Source organism: Devosia rhizoryzae, from assembly GCF_016698665.1.
Classification (GTDB): Bacteria; Pseudomonadota; Alphaproteobacteria; order Rhizobiales; family Devosiaceae; genus Devosia; species Devosia rhizoryzae.
Genome location: NZ_CP068046.1, coordinates 1,246,403 through 1,264,097, shown reverse-complemented (window position 1 = coordinate 1,264,097; position 17,695 = coordinate 1,246,403). Strand labels below are relative to the sequence as shown.

Genomic DNA, 17,695 nt, shown 5'->3' with positions numbered 1-17,695 from the left:
TTCGTGTTCCGCCATTGGCTTCGGTCAGGGCGGTCGGGCGAGGCAGTTCTAGGGGGCGCATGACCGATCTGGTCTCCAACGAGACGAGCATGGAAGATCGCACGGCTGAAAAGCGGCCGGCGCGCTCTTTGCTGCGCTTCGGGCAACACCAGTCCTTGCGCGTCTTGGGCTTCGTCGTCGTCTTCGCCTCGGTGCTGATGTCGTCGCTATCCTTCCTGATCCTTTCAGGCTTCACCAACATCGAGCCGTCGACCGAGGTCTGGACGATCATCTGGATCGTCACCGGCATCCTGGTCCTTCTGGTGTTCGCCCTGGTCGTCACCGAAGCCGTGCTGTTGATCCAGGCGCGCATCAAGCGCCAGCCGGGGGCAGGGCTGCAGGTGCGCATGGTCGCCATGTTCGCCTTCGTCGCCGCCGTTCCCGCGGCACTGGTAGCAGTCATCGCAACCATTGCCTTGAACCAGGGCCTCGATCAGTGGTTCTCGGACCGCACGCGCGCCATGGTGGAAAGCTCACGTCTCGTTGCGCGCTCCTACATGCTCGAGCATGCCCAAGTGCTGCGCGACGACATCATCTGGGTCGCCACCGAGCTTGAACAAGCACAGGCGACCTACCAAAGCGACCCCGATCGGTTCGGCCGTATTCTGACAGCGCTGGCGGTGACCCGCTCTTTACCCTTCACATCGCTGATCAACTCCACCGGCGAAACCATAATCCGCGCGCAGATCAACGTCGCCGGCACCTATCCCAAGCTTCCGGAAAACATCACCCAGGGCGTGGTTGAAGGCATCCCAACCGCCATCGCCCCCGGCACCACCAACCTCGTGGGTTCCGTCGTGAAGCTCCGTGGCTACGACGATCTTTTCCTCTTCGTAGCCCGTCCCGTCGATGCCGAAGTGCTTCAATATATGCGGCTAACCGACCAGAATATAACGGAATACCGCGAATACGCGTCGAACCGCCTCGTCTTCCAGATCACCTTTACCATCATGTATGTGGGTCTGGCCGTGGTGCTGCTCCTGGCGGCTCTCTGGATCGGTATCGCGCTCGCAAACCGCTTCGTTGATCCCATCCGGAACCTCATGGTGGCGTCGCGTCGGGTTAGCGGCGGCGACCTCAACGTCCAGGTTCCGGTGCAGGAGGGCAGGGGCGATTTGCGCGATCTCTCCAACGGCTTCAACCGCATGACCCTGCAGCTGCGCAGCCAGCGCGAAGAACTGCTCAAGGCCAACGAGGTCAACGAAAAGCGCCGGCAGTTCACCGAGGCCGTGGTGGAAGGCGTGTCCGCCGGCATCATCGGGCTCGACCCGTTCGGCGCCATTACCCTGGTCAATGCCCGCGCTTGCGAAATGCTGGGCCGCACTGAAATCGAGCTCATGGGCGAGCGCATGGAAACCATCATGCCCGAGATCGCGCCCACGATGGAAAAGGCCCGCTCCGCCCGTCGCGGCCAGGTGCGTGACCAGATCCAGCTCGGCAACGAAACCGACCGCCGTATATATCAGGTGCAGCTCACCCGCGAAGGCTCGATTACCGAATCCAAGGGCTATGTGCTGACCTTCGACGACATCACCGATCTCGAATCGGCGCAACGCACCAGCGCCTGGGCCGACGTTGCCCGCCGCATCGCCCACGAGATCAAGAACCCGCTGACCCCCATCCAGCTCTCCGCCGAACGCCTTCGCCGCCGCTATGGCAGCAAGCTCGAGGATGATCGCGAAGTCTTCGACAAGTGCATTAACACCATCGTACGCCAGGTCGGCGACATTGGCCGCATGGTCGACGAATTTTCCGCCTTTGCGCGCATGCCCGAATCGGCTCCTGAGATCGCCGATCTCAGCGACACCATTCGCCAGGCCGTGTTCCTCGAAAGCGTGCGCCTGCCGGAAGTCCAGGTCGTCACCCAGCTGCCGGAAGAAAACATCTACGCCTGGTTCGACAATCGCCTCATCGCGCAATCGCTCACCAACCTGATCAAGAACGCCGTCGAGGCCTTCGAAGACGTCCAGATGTCACCCGACTGGCAGCCGACCATTACCGTCGAGGCCCATGTGGAAGGCAACGCTGCCCGCGTCTCGATCTCCGACAACGGCAAGGGCTGGCCCAAGGAAAACCGTCAGCGCCTTCTCGAGCCTTATATGACCACCCGCGACAAAGGCACGGGCCTCGGCCTCGCCATTGTCGCCCGCATTATCGAGCAACATGGCGGCATTGTCGAATTGGTCGATGCCGAGCCCGACGAGACGGGCCGCGTCGGCGCCTGCGTAACCTTCACCCTGCCTTTGCAGTCTCCCGCGAAGACCGCGACCAATGACGAGGGCCCCGCGGGCCCCGAAAACCAACCCCACCAGGAGGAATCGCGGCTCGCTGCGATTGTGCGTTACTAATGGCACTGGACATTCTGATTATCGACGACGAGGACGATATCCGTGACCTGATCGCGGGCATTCTCGAGGACGAAGGCTTCGAAACGCGCCAAGCGCATGACGCCGATAGCGGCCTCAACGAAATCGCGCGCCGCCGGCCGACCCTGGTCTTCCTGGACATCTGGATGCAAGGCTCGCGCCTCGACGGTCTGCAACTGCTCGACGTCTTCCAGAGCCAGCACCCTGACATGCCGGTGGTGATGATCTCCGGTCACGGCAATGTCGAGACCGCCGTCTCGGCCATCCGCCGCGGCGCCTACGACTATATCGAAAAGCCGTTCAAGATAGACCGGCTGCTCCACATCACTCAGCGCGCCATGGAAGCCACGCGCCTCCGCACCGAAGTCGCCGAGCTCAAGGAACGCGCCGCCAGCAAGAGCTCGGAAATGGTCGGCAATTCGCCGGCGCTGCAGCAGGTGCGCGGTGTCATCGACAAGTCGGCGCCCACCAATTCACGCATCTTCATCTCCGGCCCGTCCGGGGCAGGGAAGGGGCTGGTCGCCCGCCTCATTCATCAGCGCAGCCCGCGCATCAACGCACCCTTTGTCGAGATCAACGCCTCGCTCTATGCGCCGGACGAAGTCTCGGTCGTCCTTTTCGGCCGGGAAGCCCGCGAGAAAAATGGCCTGCTCAAGGTCGAAGTCGGGGCCCTCGAACGCGCCCATGGCGGCACACTCTACCTGTCTGAAGTCACCACCCTGCCGCAGCAGGTGCAGACCACCTTGTTGCGCACCTTGGTCGAAAACCGCTTCAATCGTGTCGGCGGCACACAAGCGGTGCCGATCGATGTGCGCATCATAGCCTCGAGCTCGCAAAACGTTGCCTCGCAGATCGAAGCCGGCGAATTCCGCTCCGACCTCTTCCACCGGCTCTCCATCGTACCGCTGCCCCTGACGCCGCTGCGCGAGCGCCGCGAGGACGTGCCGCCGCTGGTGCAGGTCTTCATCGAACAGGTCTGCCGCATGCACAATCTGCAGCGCGTCACCATCGGCGACGACGCCATGGCCGTGCTGCAGGCGCAGGAATGGCCGGGCAATGCCCGCCAACTCCGCAACTCCATCGAGCGCCTCCTGATCCTGATGAAGGATCAGCAGCCGGAAAACGGCGTCATCACTGCGCCGATGCTACCCTCGGACATCGGCGAAGTGCTGCCAACGGTTGGCGATACCGACGCCTCCGCTCACCTCATGAGTCTGCCCCTTCGTGACGCGCGCGAAGTTTTCGAGCGGCAATACCTCTTGGCTCAGATCGAGCGCTTCGGCGGCAATATCTCCAAAACCGCAGAATTCGTGGGCATGGAGCGCAGCGCATTGCACCGCAAGATCAAGTCCTTGGGCCTCTGAAAACCGGACTGAAAATAGCTTGGAGCCATGCGCCTGGCGCGGGTAGGCAGCCCGGGACAGGTGTGCCATACTCCATTACATATGATAATTCCGGACGTTAGGGACTGGGCGGCAGTTCTCTCCGCCCGGGCGCAAGCGATTGCGACGAAAACAGCGACAATCAATGCCGCGAAAACGAGGCCAAAATGCCCGCTGAAAAACAGCAAAATCTGCAGGATTCCTTTCTCAATCACGTCCGCAAGCAGAAGGTGCCGGTGACCATTTTTCTGGTCAATGGCGTCAAGCTTCAGGGCGTGATCACCTGGTTCGACAATTTCTGTCTGCTGCTGCGTCGCGATGCTCAGTCGCAACTTGTTTACAAGCACGCCATTTCTACCATCATGCCCGGCGCGCCGATCCAGTTGTTCGACCCCGAGCAAAACCAAGACCACGACTGACGGATCATATGGACGATTTTGACGATGACGATGGCCACCATGCCGGTGGCCCCAAGCCCTATATCGACAGACAGGAACAGCCGACCCGCGTCGGCCTCATCTGCCCAGATGTTCGCGGCAATCTGTCCTCGCACAGCATCGAGGCTCGTCAGGCCGAGTTCGAAGGCCTGGCCGAAGCCATCCACCTCGACGTCATTTTCTCCGAAGTGCTCCGCGTCCGCGAAGTCCGCCCGGCGACCTATCTCGGCGGCGGCCAGGTGCAGACCATTGCCGATCGGGTAAAGTCCGACAAGCTCGACCTGCTGCTGGTCGACGCGCCACTGACCCCAATCCAACAGCGCAATCTCGAGCGCGAAACCGGCACCAAGGTGCTGGATCGCACCGCTCTCATCCTCGAAATTTTCGGCGAACGCGCCGCCACCCGCGAAGGCGTGCTGCAGGTCGAGCTCGCGCATCTCAACTATCAAAAGGGCCGGCTCGTCCGCTCCTGGACCCACCTCGAACGCCAGCGCGGCAGCGGTGGCACCGGCTTCATGGGCGGTCCGGGCGAAACCCAGATCGAAAGCGATCGTCGCCAGATTACCGACCGCATCGTCCTGCTCGAAGATCGACTCGACAAGGTCAAGAAAACACGCGCCCAGCAGCGTGCACAGCGCACCCGCGCCGCCATCCCGGTCGTGGCGCTCGTCGGCTACACCAATGCCGGCAAGTCGAGCCTCTTTAACCGACTGACCGGGGCAGGGGTCTTCGCCGAGGACCTGCTGTTCGCAACGCTCGACACCACAGTTCGCAAGATCACGCTGCCGCATGGCCGAGAAGTCATGCTCAGCGACACGGTGGGCTTCGTCGCCGATCTCCCGCACGATCTTGTCGCCGCTTTCCGCGCAACGCTCGAAGAAGTCACCGACGCCGACATCATCCTCCACGTTCGCGATATCGCCAATCCCGACAATCTGGCGCAGGGCCATGATGTGCTGAAGGTTCTCGAAGAACTCGGCGTCTCGGGCGAAACAACGCCGATCGTCGAAGTCTGGAACAAGATCGACCTACTCGGCGATCAGCAGCAGGCTCTGGCGAGCGCTTCGCCCGTCGGCCGCGTCGCCGCCGCCATGCCGGTATCAGCGATCACCGGGCAGGGCATCGAAGACCTGCTGCTGCTGATCGAAAAAACGCTGGGCGAACAAAGCCGTACTTATCAGGTGCATGTGCCGCACAGCGCCGGATCGGATATTGGTTGGCTCCATAGCCACGCGGAAGTCATCTCGCGCGATGAACCAACCGAACAAGGCTCCGGCTTCGTCGTTCGTGTCGATCCGCGGAACAAGACGGAATTCCTCGAACGCTTCAACGGCCGCATCGCAGGCGTCGAAAGTTAGGCCTTGTCGCGCGCCCGGATTTCGTTCCAATAGCCGTCGAGACGCTCAAGGCCGGCATCGGCCGGATCGATATCGTCCTCGCGGCAGCGCGCCTCGACATAGTGAAAGCGGCGGGTAAACTTGCTGTTGGCATTGCGCAGCGCCGCTTCCGGATCGACGCCGGCCTTGCGAGCCAAGTTCGCAACGGCAAACAAAAGGTCGCCGATCTCCTCCTCGATCGCACCGTGATCCCCAGCGTTTTCGACCTCGGCAACTTCCGCAAGCTCTTCTTCGATCTTGGCGCGCACTGCTGGAAGATCCGGCCAATCGAAGCCGACCTTAGCCGCGCGTTTGGTCAATTTCTCGGCTCGAGCAAGGGCAGGGAGCACTTGCGGCACATCGTCGAGCACCGACGGCTCAGCATCTCCTTTGCGCTCGGCCTTGGCAGCACGCTCCTTGACTTTGATCGCCTCCCAACGGTCCTGCGCGTCGCTCGCACCATCGGCAACGACGTCGCCGAACACATGCGGATGCCGGCGGATCAGCTTCTCGGTAATTGCATAAACGACATCACCGATATCGAAATGCCCGGCTTCCTTGGCCATCTGCGCGTGAAAGATTGGCTGCAGCAGCAAGTCGCCGAGCTCTTCGCGCAAATCCGCAAAATCCTCGCGCTCGATGGCGTCGGCCACTTCATACGCTTCCTCGATCGTGTAGTTCCGGATCGAACGGAAATCCTGCTCCAGATCCCACGCGCATCCACCCACAGGATTGCGCAACGCCGCCATGATCTCGATCAGGCGGGAAATATCGCGAGACGGCTGCATGGTCTGACCTTGGTTAGTGGGAATCGTCGGGCTCATCTTATCCAACATGGACAAACAGGGGCTACAATGCTCGTCACAACCGCACACCCGCTGTTCGCATAATATATATTATGGAACTTTCTGGTGTGACGCATCCGGGTTCGTCGGACTTCATGCTCAAAGATTGAGGATCGACCCGCTTTTGACGTCGATCTGCATGCCGTCAAAGGCTGCAGTGACATTGTCGGGCGTTCCCTCGATCGTCGCGGCATAATCGAGATCGATATGCATGTTCGTCACCACCGCCTGCCGCGGCGACAGCTCTTCGATCAATGCTAGCGTCTCGGGCAAGCTGAGATGGCTTGGATGCGGCGTCGGTCGCAGTGCATCGACGATCCAGAGATCAAGATCGCGCACCGCATCCAGTGAACTGTCCGGCAAAGCCGAAAGATCGCAACTGTAGGCGAAATCGCTCACTCGGAAGCCAAGGCACCGTATATCGCCATGGATCATGTCGAAGGTACCGATCTCGATCTCGCCACCGGGCCCGGAAACCGAGACCGTGTCTCCAGCGACAATCTCATGCGCGTTGAGGATCGGCGGATACGAACTGCCTGGTGGCGTCGAAAAGCAGTAGCCAAAAGCTTCCCGCAAGCGCGCCCCGCATTCGGCCGTAAAATACACATCGACCCGGCGTCTGTTGTGCAGCGCCAAGACCCGAAGGTCGTCGATGCCATGCGTATGATCGGCATGCTCGTGGCTGTAAAAGACCGCGTCGACGCGATCGACACGCGCATCCAGCAATTGCTCGCGGAGGTCGGCGCCGGTGTCGATGACGATGCGGGTCGGATCGGCCACGCCGTCGGTCCAGCCTTCGATCAGCAGCGAACAGCGACGCCGGCGATTTCTGATTTCGTTGGGATCGCAAGCGCCCCAATCATTGCCGAGCCGCGGCACGCCACCGGATGATCCGCAGCCCAGGATGGTCGCGATGATCCGGTCCGGCGCTGCCATGGCTCAACTCAAACCAGTCTTGGAGAACAAGCGGCCGAAATTTGCGGTCGTTTCGGCGCCCAATTGCTCAAGCGTTATGCCGCGCACCTCGGCCAGCTTTTCGGCCGTATGCCGGACAAAGCTCGGTTCATTGGACTGGCCGCGATGTGGGATCGGCGCCAGATACGGCGCATCGGTCTCGACGAGATAGCGATCGGCGGGAACGAGCTTGGCGACCTCGCGGATTTCCTCGGCATTCTTGAAGGTGATTATGCCTGAAAAGGACACATAGCCGCCCAAAGCCAAAGCCCGCTGCGCGAGATCCACGCCGGCCGTGAAGCAGTGTAGAACAAAGGGGAAAGCCCCCTGCCCGGCCTCTTCTTCAAGGACCGCCGCCATATCGTCGTCGGCAGCGCGGCTGTGGATAACCAGTGGAAGACCGGTGACCCGTGCTGCCGCGATGTGACGGCGCAGGCCCACTGCCTGAGCCTCGCGCGGCGCATCGTCGTAGAAATAATCCAGACCGGCTTCACCGATAGCAACGCAGCGTGGATGGGCGCTGAGCCGTACCAGGTCGTCTGTTTGAATGTGCAGTTCCTGATCCGCGTTGTGCGGATGCGTGCCGACCGAGCACCAGACGTTCTCGAAGCGTTCCGCGATCCCGGCATAGGTGGAAAAGTTGTCCACCCTTGTGGAAATCGTCACCATGCCGGTCACGCCCGCAAGGGCAGCACGAGCCATGACGCCGTCGAGATCGGCGGACAAAGCCTCGAAGTCCAGATGGCAATGGCTGTCGATCAGCATCTATTCCGCCGGCTTTTCCAACCGCGCGAAAACGCCCTGCGGCACCGGCAGTTCCGTACCCGGCTGCAGGCGATGCGGCACAATTGCCAATGGCAGGATGCGATCTTCCTCGGGCACAGCCAATTGCTCTAGCAGTCGCGCAGCGGAGGCCGGAACGAAGGCCAGCATCGGGATGGCCAGGCGGCGCACCGTATCGGCCGTGCGATAAAGAACCGTGGCCATGCGCTCCGGATCGGTCTTTTTCAGCGCCCAGGGCTCCTGCGCGGCAAAGTAATTGTTGGCCGAGCTTAGCGCAGCGATCAGGGCGCCCGTGGCCTCGTGGATCAGTTGCTCGTCCATGGCCTTTTGCGCCGTCTGGATCGCTTCGCCCACTTCCTTTTCGAGCTGCTCATCGGCCGGCGTCGCATGCCCGAAGGCCGGCACCTTGCCCTCGCAGTTCTTGTTGATCATCGACAACGAACGCTGCGCCAGGTTGCCCAAGTTGTTGGCCAGATCGGCATTGACGCGGTTCACCAGCTTTTCGTGAGCATAGTCGCCGTCATTGCCGAACGACACTTCGCGCAGGAAGAAGTAGCGCACCGCATCGGCGCCAAACATTTCGACGAGTTCGAACGGGTCGATGACATTGCCCAGCGACTTGCTCATCTTCTGCCCGTCGACGGTCAAAAAACCATGCGCAAAGACGCGATGCTGCACCGGCAGGCCTGCACTCATCAGGAAGGCGGGCCAATAAACGGTGTGGAAGCGAATGATGTCCTTGCCGATGACATGAAGGTCCGCCGGCCAGAACTTCTTGAAAAGCTCGCTCTCCTCGTCCGGATAGCCGACGCCGGAAATGTAATTGGTCAGCGCATCGACCCAGACATACATCACATGGCCTTCGGCGCCCGGCACCGGAATGCCCCAGTCGAAGGTGGTGCGGCTGATCGAGAGGTCCTGCAGCCCCCCTTTGACGAAGGAGATGATCTCGTTGCGACGTTCCTTGGGCGCGATGAAATCGGGGTTCTGCTCATAAAGCTCGAGCAGCTTGTCGCCATAGGCCGAAAGCCGGAAGAAATAGGTCGGCTCTTCCACCCATTCTACCTCTGCCCCGGAAGGCGCAAAGCGCTTGCCGTCCTTCTCGGTCAGCTCGTCTTCGTCGAAATAGGCTTCATCGCGAACCGAATACCAGCCCTTGTAGGTCGACTGGAAAATATCACCGTTCGAACTCGCCTCCATCTTGCGCCAGATCGCCTGCGACGCCTCATGGTGGCGCTGCTCGGTGGTGCGAATGAAGTCGTCGTTGGAAAGGTTGAGCTCTGCCGCCAGCTTGCGGAACTCGGCAGCATTTCGGTCGGCAAGCTCGCGGACGGGGATGCCTTCCTTGGCCGCCGTCTGCACCATCTTGATGCCGTGCTCGTCGGTGCCGGTCAGGAAATAGACCTCGCGACCTTCGAGCCGCTTCCAGCGCGCAATCGCGTCGGTCGCGATCATCTCATAGGCATGCCCGATATGTGGCGCGCCATTGGGATAGGAGATCGCGGTCGTGACGTAGAAGGGCTTGGTCATGCTGGCTCGGCGGGCGTGGACAGGGCGCAATGCTTGCGAATGGAATCAAAGATCACGACAAGCGTCTGCTTCATATCGAGATTGACGCTGTCGGCTTCCGTAAGCAGAGCATTGGCCTTGTCCCATAGCTCGGTGGCTGAGGCAAGCCGCCTGCGATCCGCTCCAGAGGTCGCGGCCTCACGTGTCTCCGATGCCATCCAGTCGGCGAGGATTTCACGGGCGAAGGACATAGTCGGCCCCTGCGCATCCGACCCAAGCGCATCGGCCAGCTGCAACTGGGCGCTGATCGGCATGGAGTCCGGCCGCTGCAACCACAGCAACAGCGACGCCACCGGCGACGCATCACCCAGAGCCAGCGTCTCGAAGGCGCGACGCGGCCGGCCGCCTGCCAGGCTCACGGCGCGACTGAGGGTTTCGCCATCGAGACCCGCCAGGCTCGCGGTCACCACCGACCGCAGCATGTCATCTCGCAGCGGCCGCAGCGCCAGATTGTGGCATCGCGATTTTATGGTGGGCAGGAGCTGACCCGGACGATGCGAGATCAGGAAAAAAGTGGTCTCGGCAGGCGGCTCTTCCAGCGTCTTCAAGAGCGCGTTGGCCGCCGACGGATTGCAGTCGTCGATGCTGTCGAGGATCGCGATGCGGTGCCCCGCCCTGCCCCGCGTGTGGTGCAAGGCATCGCGCAGCTCGCGCACGTCCTCGACGCGGATGACCGAATAAAAGCTCTTGCTGTCCTTCGGACGCCGTCGCAGCAGCGAGAGGTTCGGATGCGACAGCGCCGCAATCTGCTCATGCACGCGATGCGGCGGCTCATCGCCGGTTGCGACGAGGATTGCGGCAGCAAGCTCGAAGGCCAAAGTCGCCTTGCCGATGCCCTGCGGACCGTGCAGCATGATGGCGCCCGGCAGCCGACCCTCGGCAAGCTGCGCCAGAACCGCACCCCGAGCCAAGTCATGGCCGATCGCGGACTGCCGCTGCTCCGGCAGCGGTAGCCCGTCGAGCGCGCTGGGATCGCTCACTCGGCCGCCCTGCCCTGCAGTTCCGGAAAGCGGTCGCTCACCAGCGACCAGATCGCCGCTTCCAGGGCTTCTTCGCTTTGCTCGGCGGAGATGACCTTGCAGCGGTCAGGATTGGCGCGGGCGATATCGAGAAAATTCTGCCGCAGCCGCTGATGCCAGTCGAGTTCTTCCTTCTCGAAGCGATCTCCGGTGGCCTGGAGGCCGTCCTCGATCGCGCGCTGCTCAACGCGGCGAAAAGCGGCTTCCGGATCCATATCGAGGATAATGGTTAGATCGGGCGTATGGCCATCGAGCGCCAAAGTCTCGAGCGCATCGATCAGCCGATCATCCACGCCCCCGGTCAGCCCTTGATAGGCGCGCGTCGAGTCGCAAAACCGGTCCGAAATGACCCACACGCCATTGTCGAGATTGGGCGCGATCAGCTCATGCACGTGGTCAAGACGCGCCGCGGCAAAAAGCACGGCTTCCGAGCCCGCCCCCCAGGCTTCCGACCGGCCCTGAAGAATAAAGGACCGGATCGCCTCGGCCTTGGGCGTGCCGCCCGGTTCTCTCGTGCGCACCGCGTCTATCGACTGGCGCCCGAGATTGTTGAGAAGCCGCCGTACCTGGGTCGATTTGCCCACGCCTTCACCCCCTTCAAAGGTGATGAATCGGGCGGAACGTCGGCTGGGCGCTTCAAGCATGGTCGCTCTGGTATCCGAAACTGCGCCCTAGAGCCAGCCAAGCGCCAGCTGTTTCAGCGCGTCGGTCGCCCGGCGCACCAGGTCGCCCTGCGGCACGTCCTGCGCAGCATAAAGCGGCGCCGATTGCACTAGCTGATCGTTGCAGAACACGCGCAGCTCCGCGATTTTGTCGCCCTGCGCAATCGGCGGCATCAGCGGGCCCGAATAATTGACGGTCGCAGAGAGACACTGGCGCGAACCGCGCGGCAAATAGAGCGCAATCTCTCCCTGCCCCACGAGGCCGACCTTTGCCGCTTCGCCACCATAGACATCGGCTTCGGCAACGACAGCGCCCGCTGCATAGGGCGTGAAGCGTTCAAAAGCCCGCGCGCCCCAGGTCAGCAGCTTGCGGCCCTCTTCGGTGCGCTCGCGCATCGAGGTCAGTCCATGCACCACGGCCACAAGGCGCCGATCGCCCTGGTCGGTCGAGGTCACCGAACCATAGCCGGCCGCCTCGGTATGCCCCGTCTTGAGCCCATCGACGCCGATGCCCATTTCGACGAGCGAGTTGCGGTTGGGCTGCTTGATGCCGTTCCACTCCATCTCCGGCTCGGAGAAGTAGTGGTAATATTCCGGAAATTCTCGGATCAGATAACGCCCGAGCTCGGCTAGATCGCGGGCCGTCGAGTATTCGTTAGGGTCTGGCAAGCCGGTCGAGTTGGTAAAGTTAGAGCCCTCAAGCCCGATCTGCCGGGCGAGCTCGTTCATCATCTGCGCAAACGTGCCTTCCGACCCGGCGATGCCCTCAGCCAAAACGATGGCCGCATCATTGCCGGACTGGATGATCACCGAGCGAACAAGATCCTCGACGCGGATCTGCGAATTGAGATCCGCGAACATGGTCGAACCGCCCGAGGATGCGCCACCGGTCCGCCAGGCATTCTCGGAAACGAAAAACTGGTCGTCAAAGCTCAGACGGCCGGCGCGGATCTCGTTGAAGACGACCGCAACGGTCATCAGCTTGGTCATGCTGGCCGGCTCGAGCCGGGCATCGGCGTCCTTCTGGAAGATCACCGTGCCGGACTCATAGTCCATCAAAACCGCAAATTTTGCATTGGTCGAAAAATCGGCCTGAGCGAAGGTTGGCGCCACCAGACCCAGCAGTGTTGCAATGGCAATCAGCAGTCTCACTTGGCGCCTCCCCTGTCCCTGAACCGGGATAGCAAATTAGTATTGGATTATGTCGGCGAGGCCAAGTTCCCGAGCCAGGTTCAAGACGTCTTCTTTGCCGGCTCCGGGCTTCAATTGTGTGAGAGTGAGCTGGGTTGCCGGATCTCCGGCATAGGTCACCGCTTCTTCGCTCACAGCGCCAAGCAAGGCAAACCGTTGGGCAAGGCTCGCGGCATTGCCGGGATCGGCGTAAACGCCGAGACCGATCCGGACGGCGCGCTGGTCAGCATCCACACTTGCTGCCCAGGCGGCGAGGTCGCTGTTGCCCTCGGCCATGGCATTGACCGCAGCATGGGCGCTGCCGATCGCAGCATCAGCCTGCTGGGGCGTGGTGTAGGAGAAGAGCCCACCCAGGAAGTTCTGCGTCATGCCAAGAAGGCTGCGGTTGCTTTCGCCCGCATCGGCAAACTGAGTGCGGCTGCCCCCGGTATCGAAATCGGCAGGTCCATTGTAGCTGGCGACGAGCGTGCGGGTATCGTCGCCTTCAAGCGGCGCCGGACCCATATAGTCGACCTTGATCGGCGCAGAACCCTTGGTGACGTAGCCCAGCATCGCGGCGGCGCGATAGGAAAGGTCCATGACTCGGCCGGGCAGATAGGGGCCGCGATCGTTGACGCGAACGACGATCGAACGGCCATTTTCTTGATTGGTGACGCGGACATAGGATGGCAGCGGCAGGGTCGCGTGGGCGCCGGTAATGGCATTGGCGGAAAAAATTTCGCCGTTTGCGGTTTGGCGGCCGTGAAAGTCCGAACCGTACCAGGAGGCCTTGCCGGTCGCAGAATAGCCCTGCGGGTTTTCCTGCGGAACGTAGGTAACCCCTTTGACGGTATAAGGTTTTCCGACCTGGTAGCGTCCGCCGCCACGGGGCGGATTGGGATGATTGGTGACGCGTGGAGAGACGGCAACGCCATATTCGCCCGAGGTGAATGCACTACGTTTGACGGTCGCACCCAGCCCCCCACCCGTCGCACATGCTGCGATCATGGGTGCAACGAGAGCACCTAAAAAGAGAAAACGGACGGCACTTCGCCAGGTTGTCGTCACGGTATGCGCTACTCGAACAGAAACACTCGAGCGGAATCATAGAGGCGGCATCGGGCAGTGCACAGAAAGGAACAATTTTATGCTTTATCGCTGGTTAATGTTCACACCGGCTTAGGCAGCGACCGAAATGAAGACGCGGCTTGATGTGATATAAAGATATCTTTATGTGATTGGCGAGCGCAAGCCTGCGCCGGTATTTAATGAAAGAGAGGATGGCGATGAGCCCCTCCCCCACCGATACGATCATTCCCGATTGGAACGAGGTTCGTGCAGCGCTCACTGCCGCGATGCAGGATCACATCCTGATCCTCGATGGCGCCATGGGCACGATGATCCAGCGGCTGGGGCTCGCAGAAGAAAACTTCCGTGGCGACCGCTTCAAGGACTGGAGCCACCCGCTCAAGGGCAACAACGATCTTCTGGTGCTGACCGAGCCTCAGCAGATCGAAGACATCCACTACGCCTACTATATGGCCGGCGCCGACATCGTCGAAACAAACACTTTTTCGGCGACCTCCGTGGCGCAGGCCGACTATGCCTGCGAAAGCGCAGTCTACGACATCAACTACCAGGGCGTCGTGGTTGCGCGGCGGGCAGCGATCCGCGCCGAGCGCGAGGACGGCCGCCGGCGGTTCGTTGCTGGCGCACTCGGACCGACCAACAAGACGTCGTCCATGTCGACCGACGTCAACAATCCTGGGCATCGCGCCATCAGCTTTGACGAGCTTGTCGTGGCCTATGGCGAGGCGATCACTGGACTGATCGATGCCGGTGCCGACCTGCTGCTCTTCGAAACCATCACCGACACGCTCAACACCAAGGCCGGCATCTTTGCGGCGCAGCGCCTCTTCGAAGAGCGGGGCATCGATGTTCCGATCATGATCTCGGGCACGATCACCGATCTTTCCGGCCGAACCCTCTCCGGCCAGACGCCGACCGCCTTCTGGTATTCGGTGCGCCACGCCAATCCGATCACCATCGGGCTCAATTGCGCGCTCGGCGCCGACCTGATGCGCGACCATATTTCCGAGCTCTCCAACGTCGCCGACGCCTTTATCTGCGCCTATCCCAACGCCGGCCTGCCCAACGAAATGGGTGCCTATGACGAAACGCCGTCAGACATGGCAAGCCAGCTGGAAAGCTTTGCCCAAGACGGGCTGCTGAACATCGTCGGCGGCTGCTGCGGCTCGACGCCCGACCATATCCGCGCCATCGCCCAGACCGCCGCGCGGTTCAAGCCGCGTCCGGTGCCGCATGCCGATCGGCTCCTACGCCTCGCCGGCCTCGAACCATTCACGCTCACCAAGGACATCCCCTTCGTCAACATCGGCGAGCGCACCAACGTCACCGGCTCCGCCCGCTTCCGCAAGCTGATCACGGCCGGCGATTATACCGCCGCTCTCGATGTCGCCCGTGACCAGGTGGCAAACGGCGCCCAGGTCATCGACATCAACATGGACGAGGGCCTGATCGACAGCCAGCAAGTCATGGTCGATTACCTCAATCTTCTGGCGGCGGAACCCGACATCGCCAAGGTGCCGCTGATGATCGACTCTTCCAAGTGGGAGGTCATCGAAGCCGGCTTGAAATGCGTGCAGGGCAAGGCCCTGGTCAATTCGATCTCGCTCAAGGAAGGCGAAGAATCGTTCATCCGTTATGCGAGGCTCGTGAAAGCCTATGGCGCGGCCGTCGTAGTCATGGCCTTCGACGAGACCGGACAGGCCGACACCAAGGCGCGCAAGGTCGAGATCTGCGCCCGTGCCTACAAGATCCTGACCGAAGTCGTCGGCTTCCCGCCCGAAGACATCATCTTCGATCCCAACGTCTTCGCCGTGGCCACCGGCATCGAAGAGCACAACAACTATGGCGTCGACTTCATCGAGGCCACGGAGGAGATCACCGGGCAACTGCCGCATGTGCATATCTCGGGCGGCATCTCTAACCTCAGCTTCTCGTTCCGCGGCAACGAGCCGGTGCGCGAGGCCATGCACGCCGTCTTCCTCTACTATGCCATCCAGAATGGCATGGACATGGGCATCGTCAATGCCGGCCAGCTCGCCGTCTACGAGACCATCGACCGGGAACTGCGCGATGCCTGCGAGGACGTGATCCTCAATCGTCGTGCCGACGCCACCGACCGCATGCTGGAACTGGCCGAGCGCTACAAGGGCCAGGCCGGGGGCGAAGCCAAAGGCAAGGACACGAGATGGCGCGACCTGCCGGTCAATGACCGCATCACCCATGCGCTCGTCAACGGCGTCACCGAATTCATCGAAGCCGACACCGAAGAAGCCCGCAAAGCCTCCGAGCGCCCGCTGCATGTGATCGAAGGCCCGCTGATGGCCGGCATGAACGTCGTCGGCGACCTGTTCGGCTCAGGCAAGATGTTCCTGCCGCAGGTGGTGAAGTCTGCCCGCGTCATGAAGCAGGCCGTGGCCTACCTCATGCCCTTCATGGAAGAAGAAAAGCGCCTCAATGGCGACGCCTCCGGCCGCCAGAGCGCCGGCAAGGTCCTGATGGCGACGGTCAAGGGCGACGTCCACGACATCGGCAAGAACATTGTTGGCGTTGTCCTCGCCTGCAACAATTACGAGATCATCGATCTTGGCGTCATGGTGCCGAGCCAGAAGATTCTCGAAACCGCCAAGGCCGAAAACGTCGACATCATCGGTCTTTCGGGCCTGATCACGCCATCACTCGATGAAATGGTCCATGTCGCCGCCGAGCTCGAACGCGAAGGCTTCGACATCCCGCTGTTGATCGGCGGCGCGACCACCAGCCGCGTGCATACGGCCGTCAAGATCCACCCGCGCTACAATCGCGGCCAGACCGTCCACGTCAACGACGCTAGCCGCGCCGTCGGCGTGGTGTCCAACTTGCTGTCCGACGACACCAAGGTGACGTTTATCGAAGGTGTGAAAGCCGAATACGCCAAGGCTGCGGCGGCGCACGAGCGGGCCGAGGCTGAGAAGAAGCGGCTGCCGCTTGCCGCGGCGCGCGCCAACGCGTTGAAGCCGGACTGGTCGACTTTCAAAGCCACCAAGCCGCGCTTTTTCGGTAACCGCACCTTTACCGATTTCGATCTCGCCGAAGTTGCCACCTACATCGATTGGACCCCCTTCTTCCAGACCTGGGAGCTTAAAGGGCGCTTCCCCGCCATCCTCGAAGACGAAAAACAAGGCGAAGCCGCCCGCGCTCTGTGGGCCGATGCGCAGGCCATGCTGACGCAGGTGATCGACGAAAAATGGTTTGCCCCCAAGGCCGTCGTCGGCTTCTGGCCGGCTAACGCCGTCGGCGACGACGTGCGTCTATTCACCGGCGAGGATCGTTCCGACGAACTGGCAACGCTGTTCACCCTCCGCCAGCAGCTGAGCAAGCGCGACGGCAAGCCGAACATGGCCTTGAGCGACTTCGTGGCGCCAGCCGGCACTCCGGACTACCTCGGCGGCTTCGTCGTCACCGCAGGCCTTGAAGAAGTGGCGATCGCCGAACGCTTCGAGCGCGCTAACGACGACTATTCCTCGATCCTCGTCAAAGCCTTGGCCGACCGCTACGCCGAGGCCATGGCCGAGATGATGCACCAGAAGGTCCGCAAGGAACTCTGGGGCTACGCCGCCGACGAAACCTTTGCCGTGTCGGAGCTGAGTGAAGAACGCTATCAAGGCATCCGCCCTGCTCCCGGCTATCCCGCTCAGCCCGATCACACCGAGAAGACGACGCTGTTCAAGCTACTCGACGCGGAAAACGCCGTCGGCGTGACGCTGACCGAGAGCTACGCCATGTGGCCCGGCTCGTCTGTGTCTGGACTCTACTTCAGCCATCCCGACAGCTACTATTTCGGCGTTGCCAAGGTCGAGCAGGATCAGGTCGAAGACTATGCGCGCCGCAAAGGCATGCCCGTCGAGGAGGTCGAGCGCTGGCTTGGGCCAATCCTCAACTATGTTCCGGGCCGCGTCGCGGCGGCTTGATTTGTGAGTGTGGCGAGGACCCCCACCCTGCCTCCCCCTCAAGAAGGGGAGGGGCAC

General features: G+C 61.7%; 13 protein-coding genes. 5 read left to right on the top strand and 8 right to left on the bottom strand.

Going from position 1 to position 17,695, the window contains the following annotated elements:
- Positions 1-59: 59 nt before the first annotated feature.
- The 4 genes from JI748_RS06305 to hflX all read left to right on the top strand — a co-directional run bounded on the left by JI748_RS06305 (position 60) and on the right by hflX (position 5,582).
- Entirely contained in the window at positions 60-2,387 is a 2,328-nt protein-coding gene (locus JI748_RS06305) for a sensor histidine kinase NtrY-like (RefSeq protein WP_201636072.1), read from the top strand.
- The gene (gene ntrX, locus JI748_RS06300; protein ID WP_201636070.1) at positions 2,387-3,769 is read left to right on the top strand and encodes a nitrogen assimilation response regulator NtrX; all 1,383 of its coding nucleotides are present in this window, start codon (positions 2,387-2,389) and stop codon (positions 3,767-3,769) included. The genes JI748_RS06305 and ntrX overlap by 1 nt, the downstream gene beginning before the upstream one ends.
- Positions 3,770-3,954: 185 nt before the next feature.
- The gene (hfq, locus tag JI748_RS06295) at positions 3,955-4,206 is read left to right on the top strand and encodes an RNA chaperone Hfq (protein WP_164533892.1); all 252 of its coding nucleotides are present in this window, start codon (positions 3,955-3,957) and stop codon (positions 4,204-4,206) included.
- Between the two features lie 8 nt (positions 4,207-4,214).
- The gene (gene hflX / locus JI748_RS06290; RefSeq protein ID WP_201636068.1) at positions 4,215-5,582 is read left to right on the top strand and encodes a GTPase HflX; all 1,368 of its coding nucleotides are present in this window, start codon (positions 4,215-4,217) and stop codon (positions 5,580-5,582) included.
- On the opposite strand, the gene mazG is transcribed toward hflX, so the two are convergent.
- From mazG to JI748_RS06250, 8 genes are all read right to left on the bottom strand, one after another.
- Positions 5,579-6,388, bottom strand: a complete 810-nt coding sequence (gene mazG / locus JI748_RS06285; protein WP_201636066.1) for a nucleoside triphosphate pyrophosphohydrolase — start codon at positions 6,386-6,388, stop codon at positions 5,579-5,581. The genes hflX and mazG overlap by 4 nt on opposite strands.
- 156 nt (positions 6,389-6,544) lie before the next feature.
- Positions 6,545-7,381 (bottom strand): MBL fold metallo-hydrolase, encoded by an 837-nt coding sequence (locus tag JI748_RS06280; RefSeq protein WP_201636064.1) that lies wholly within the window; start codon positions 7,379-7,381, stop codon positions 6,545-6,547.
- 3 nt (positions 7,382-7,384) lie between these two features.
- Entirely contained in the window at positions 7,385-8,164 is a 780-nt protein-coding gene (locus JI748_RS06275) for a TatD family hydrolase (RefSeq protein ID WP_201636062.1), read from the bottom strand.
- The gene (gene metG, locus JI748_RS06270) at positions 8,165-9,712 is read right to left on the bottom strand and encodes a methionine--tRNA ligase (RefSeq protein ID WP_201636060.1); all 1,548 of its coding nucleotides are present in this window, start codon (positions 9,710-9,712) and stop codon (positions 8,165-8,167) included.
- Positions 9,709-10,731, bottom strand: coding sequence for an AAA family ATPase (locus JI748_RS06265; RefSeq protein ID WP_201636058.1), 1,023 nt, complete (start codon positions 10,729-10,731; stop codon positions 9,709-9,711). Before JI748_RS06265 ends, metG begins: the two co-directional genes overlap by 4 nt.
- Positions 10,728-11,414 (bottom strand): dTMP kinase, encoded by a 687-nt coding sequence (tmk, locus tag JI748_RS06260; protein ID WP_201636056.1) that lies wholly within the window; start codon positions 11,412-11,414, stop codon positions 10,728-10,730. Before tmk ends, JI748_RS06265 begins: the two co-directional genes overlap by 4 nt.
- 27 nt (positions 11,415-11,441) lie before the next feature.
- Complete coding sequence (locus JI748_RS06255; RefSeq protein WP_233280624.1) at positions 11,442-12,584, bottom strand: D-alanyl-D-alanine carboxypeptidase family protein; 1,143 nt, start codon at positions 12,582-12,584, stop codon at positions 11,442-11,444.
- Positions 12,585-12,620: 36 nt separating this feature from the next.
- Positions 12,621-13,610, bottom strand: a complete 990-nt coding sequence (locus tag JI748_RS06250; RefSeq protein ID WP_201636054.1) for a septal ring lytic transglycosylase RlpA family protein — start codon at positions 13,608-13,610, stop codon at positions 12,621-12,623.
- A gap of 278 nt (positions 13,611-13,888) precedes the next feature.
- Here JI748_RS06250 and metH point away from each other — a divergent pair, with 278 nt between their 5' ends.
- Positions 13,889-17,638 carry a methionine synthase gene (metH, locus tag JI748_RS06245; protein WP_233280623.1) on the top strand — a complete coding sequence of 1,250 codons (3,750 nt, stop codon included), beginning with the start codon at positions 13,889-13,891 and terminating at the stop codon, positions 17,636-17,638.
- The last annotated feature ends 57 nt before the right edge of the window (positions 17,639-17,695 follow it).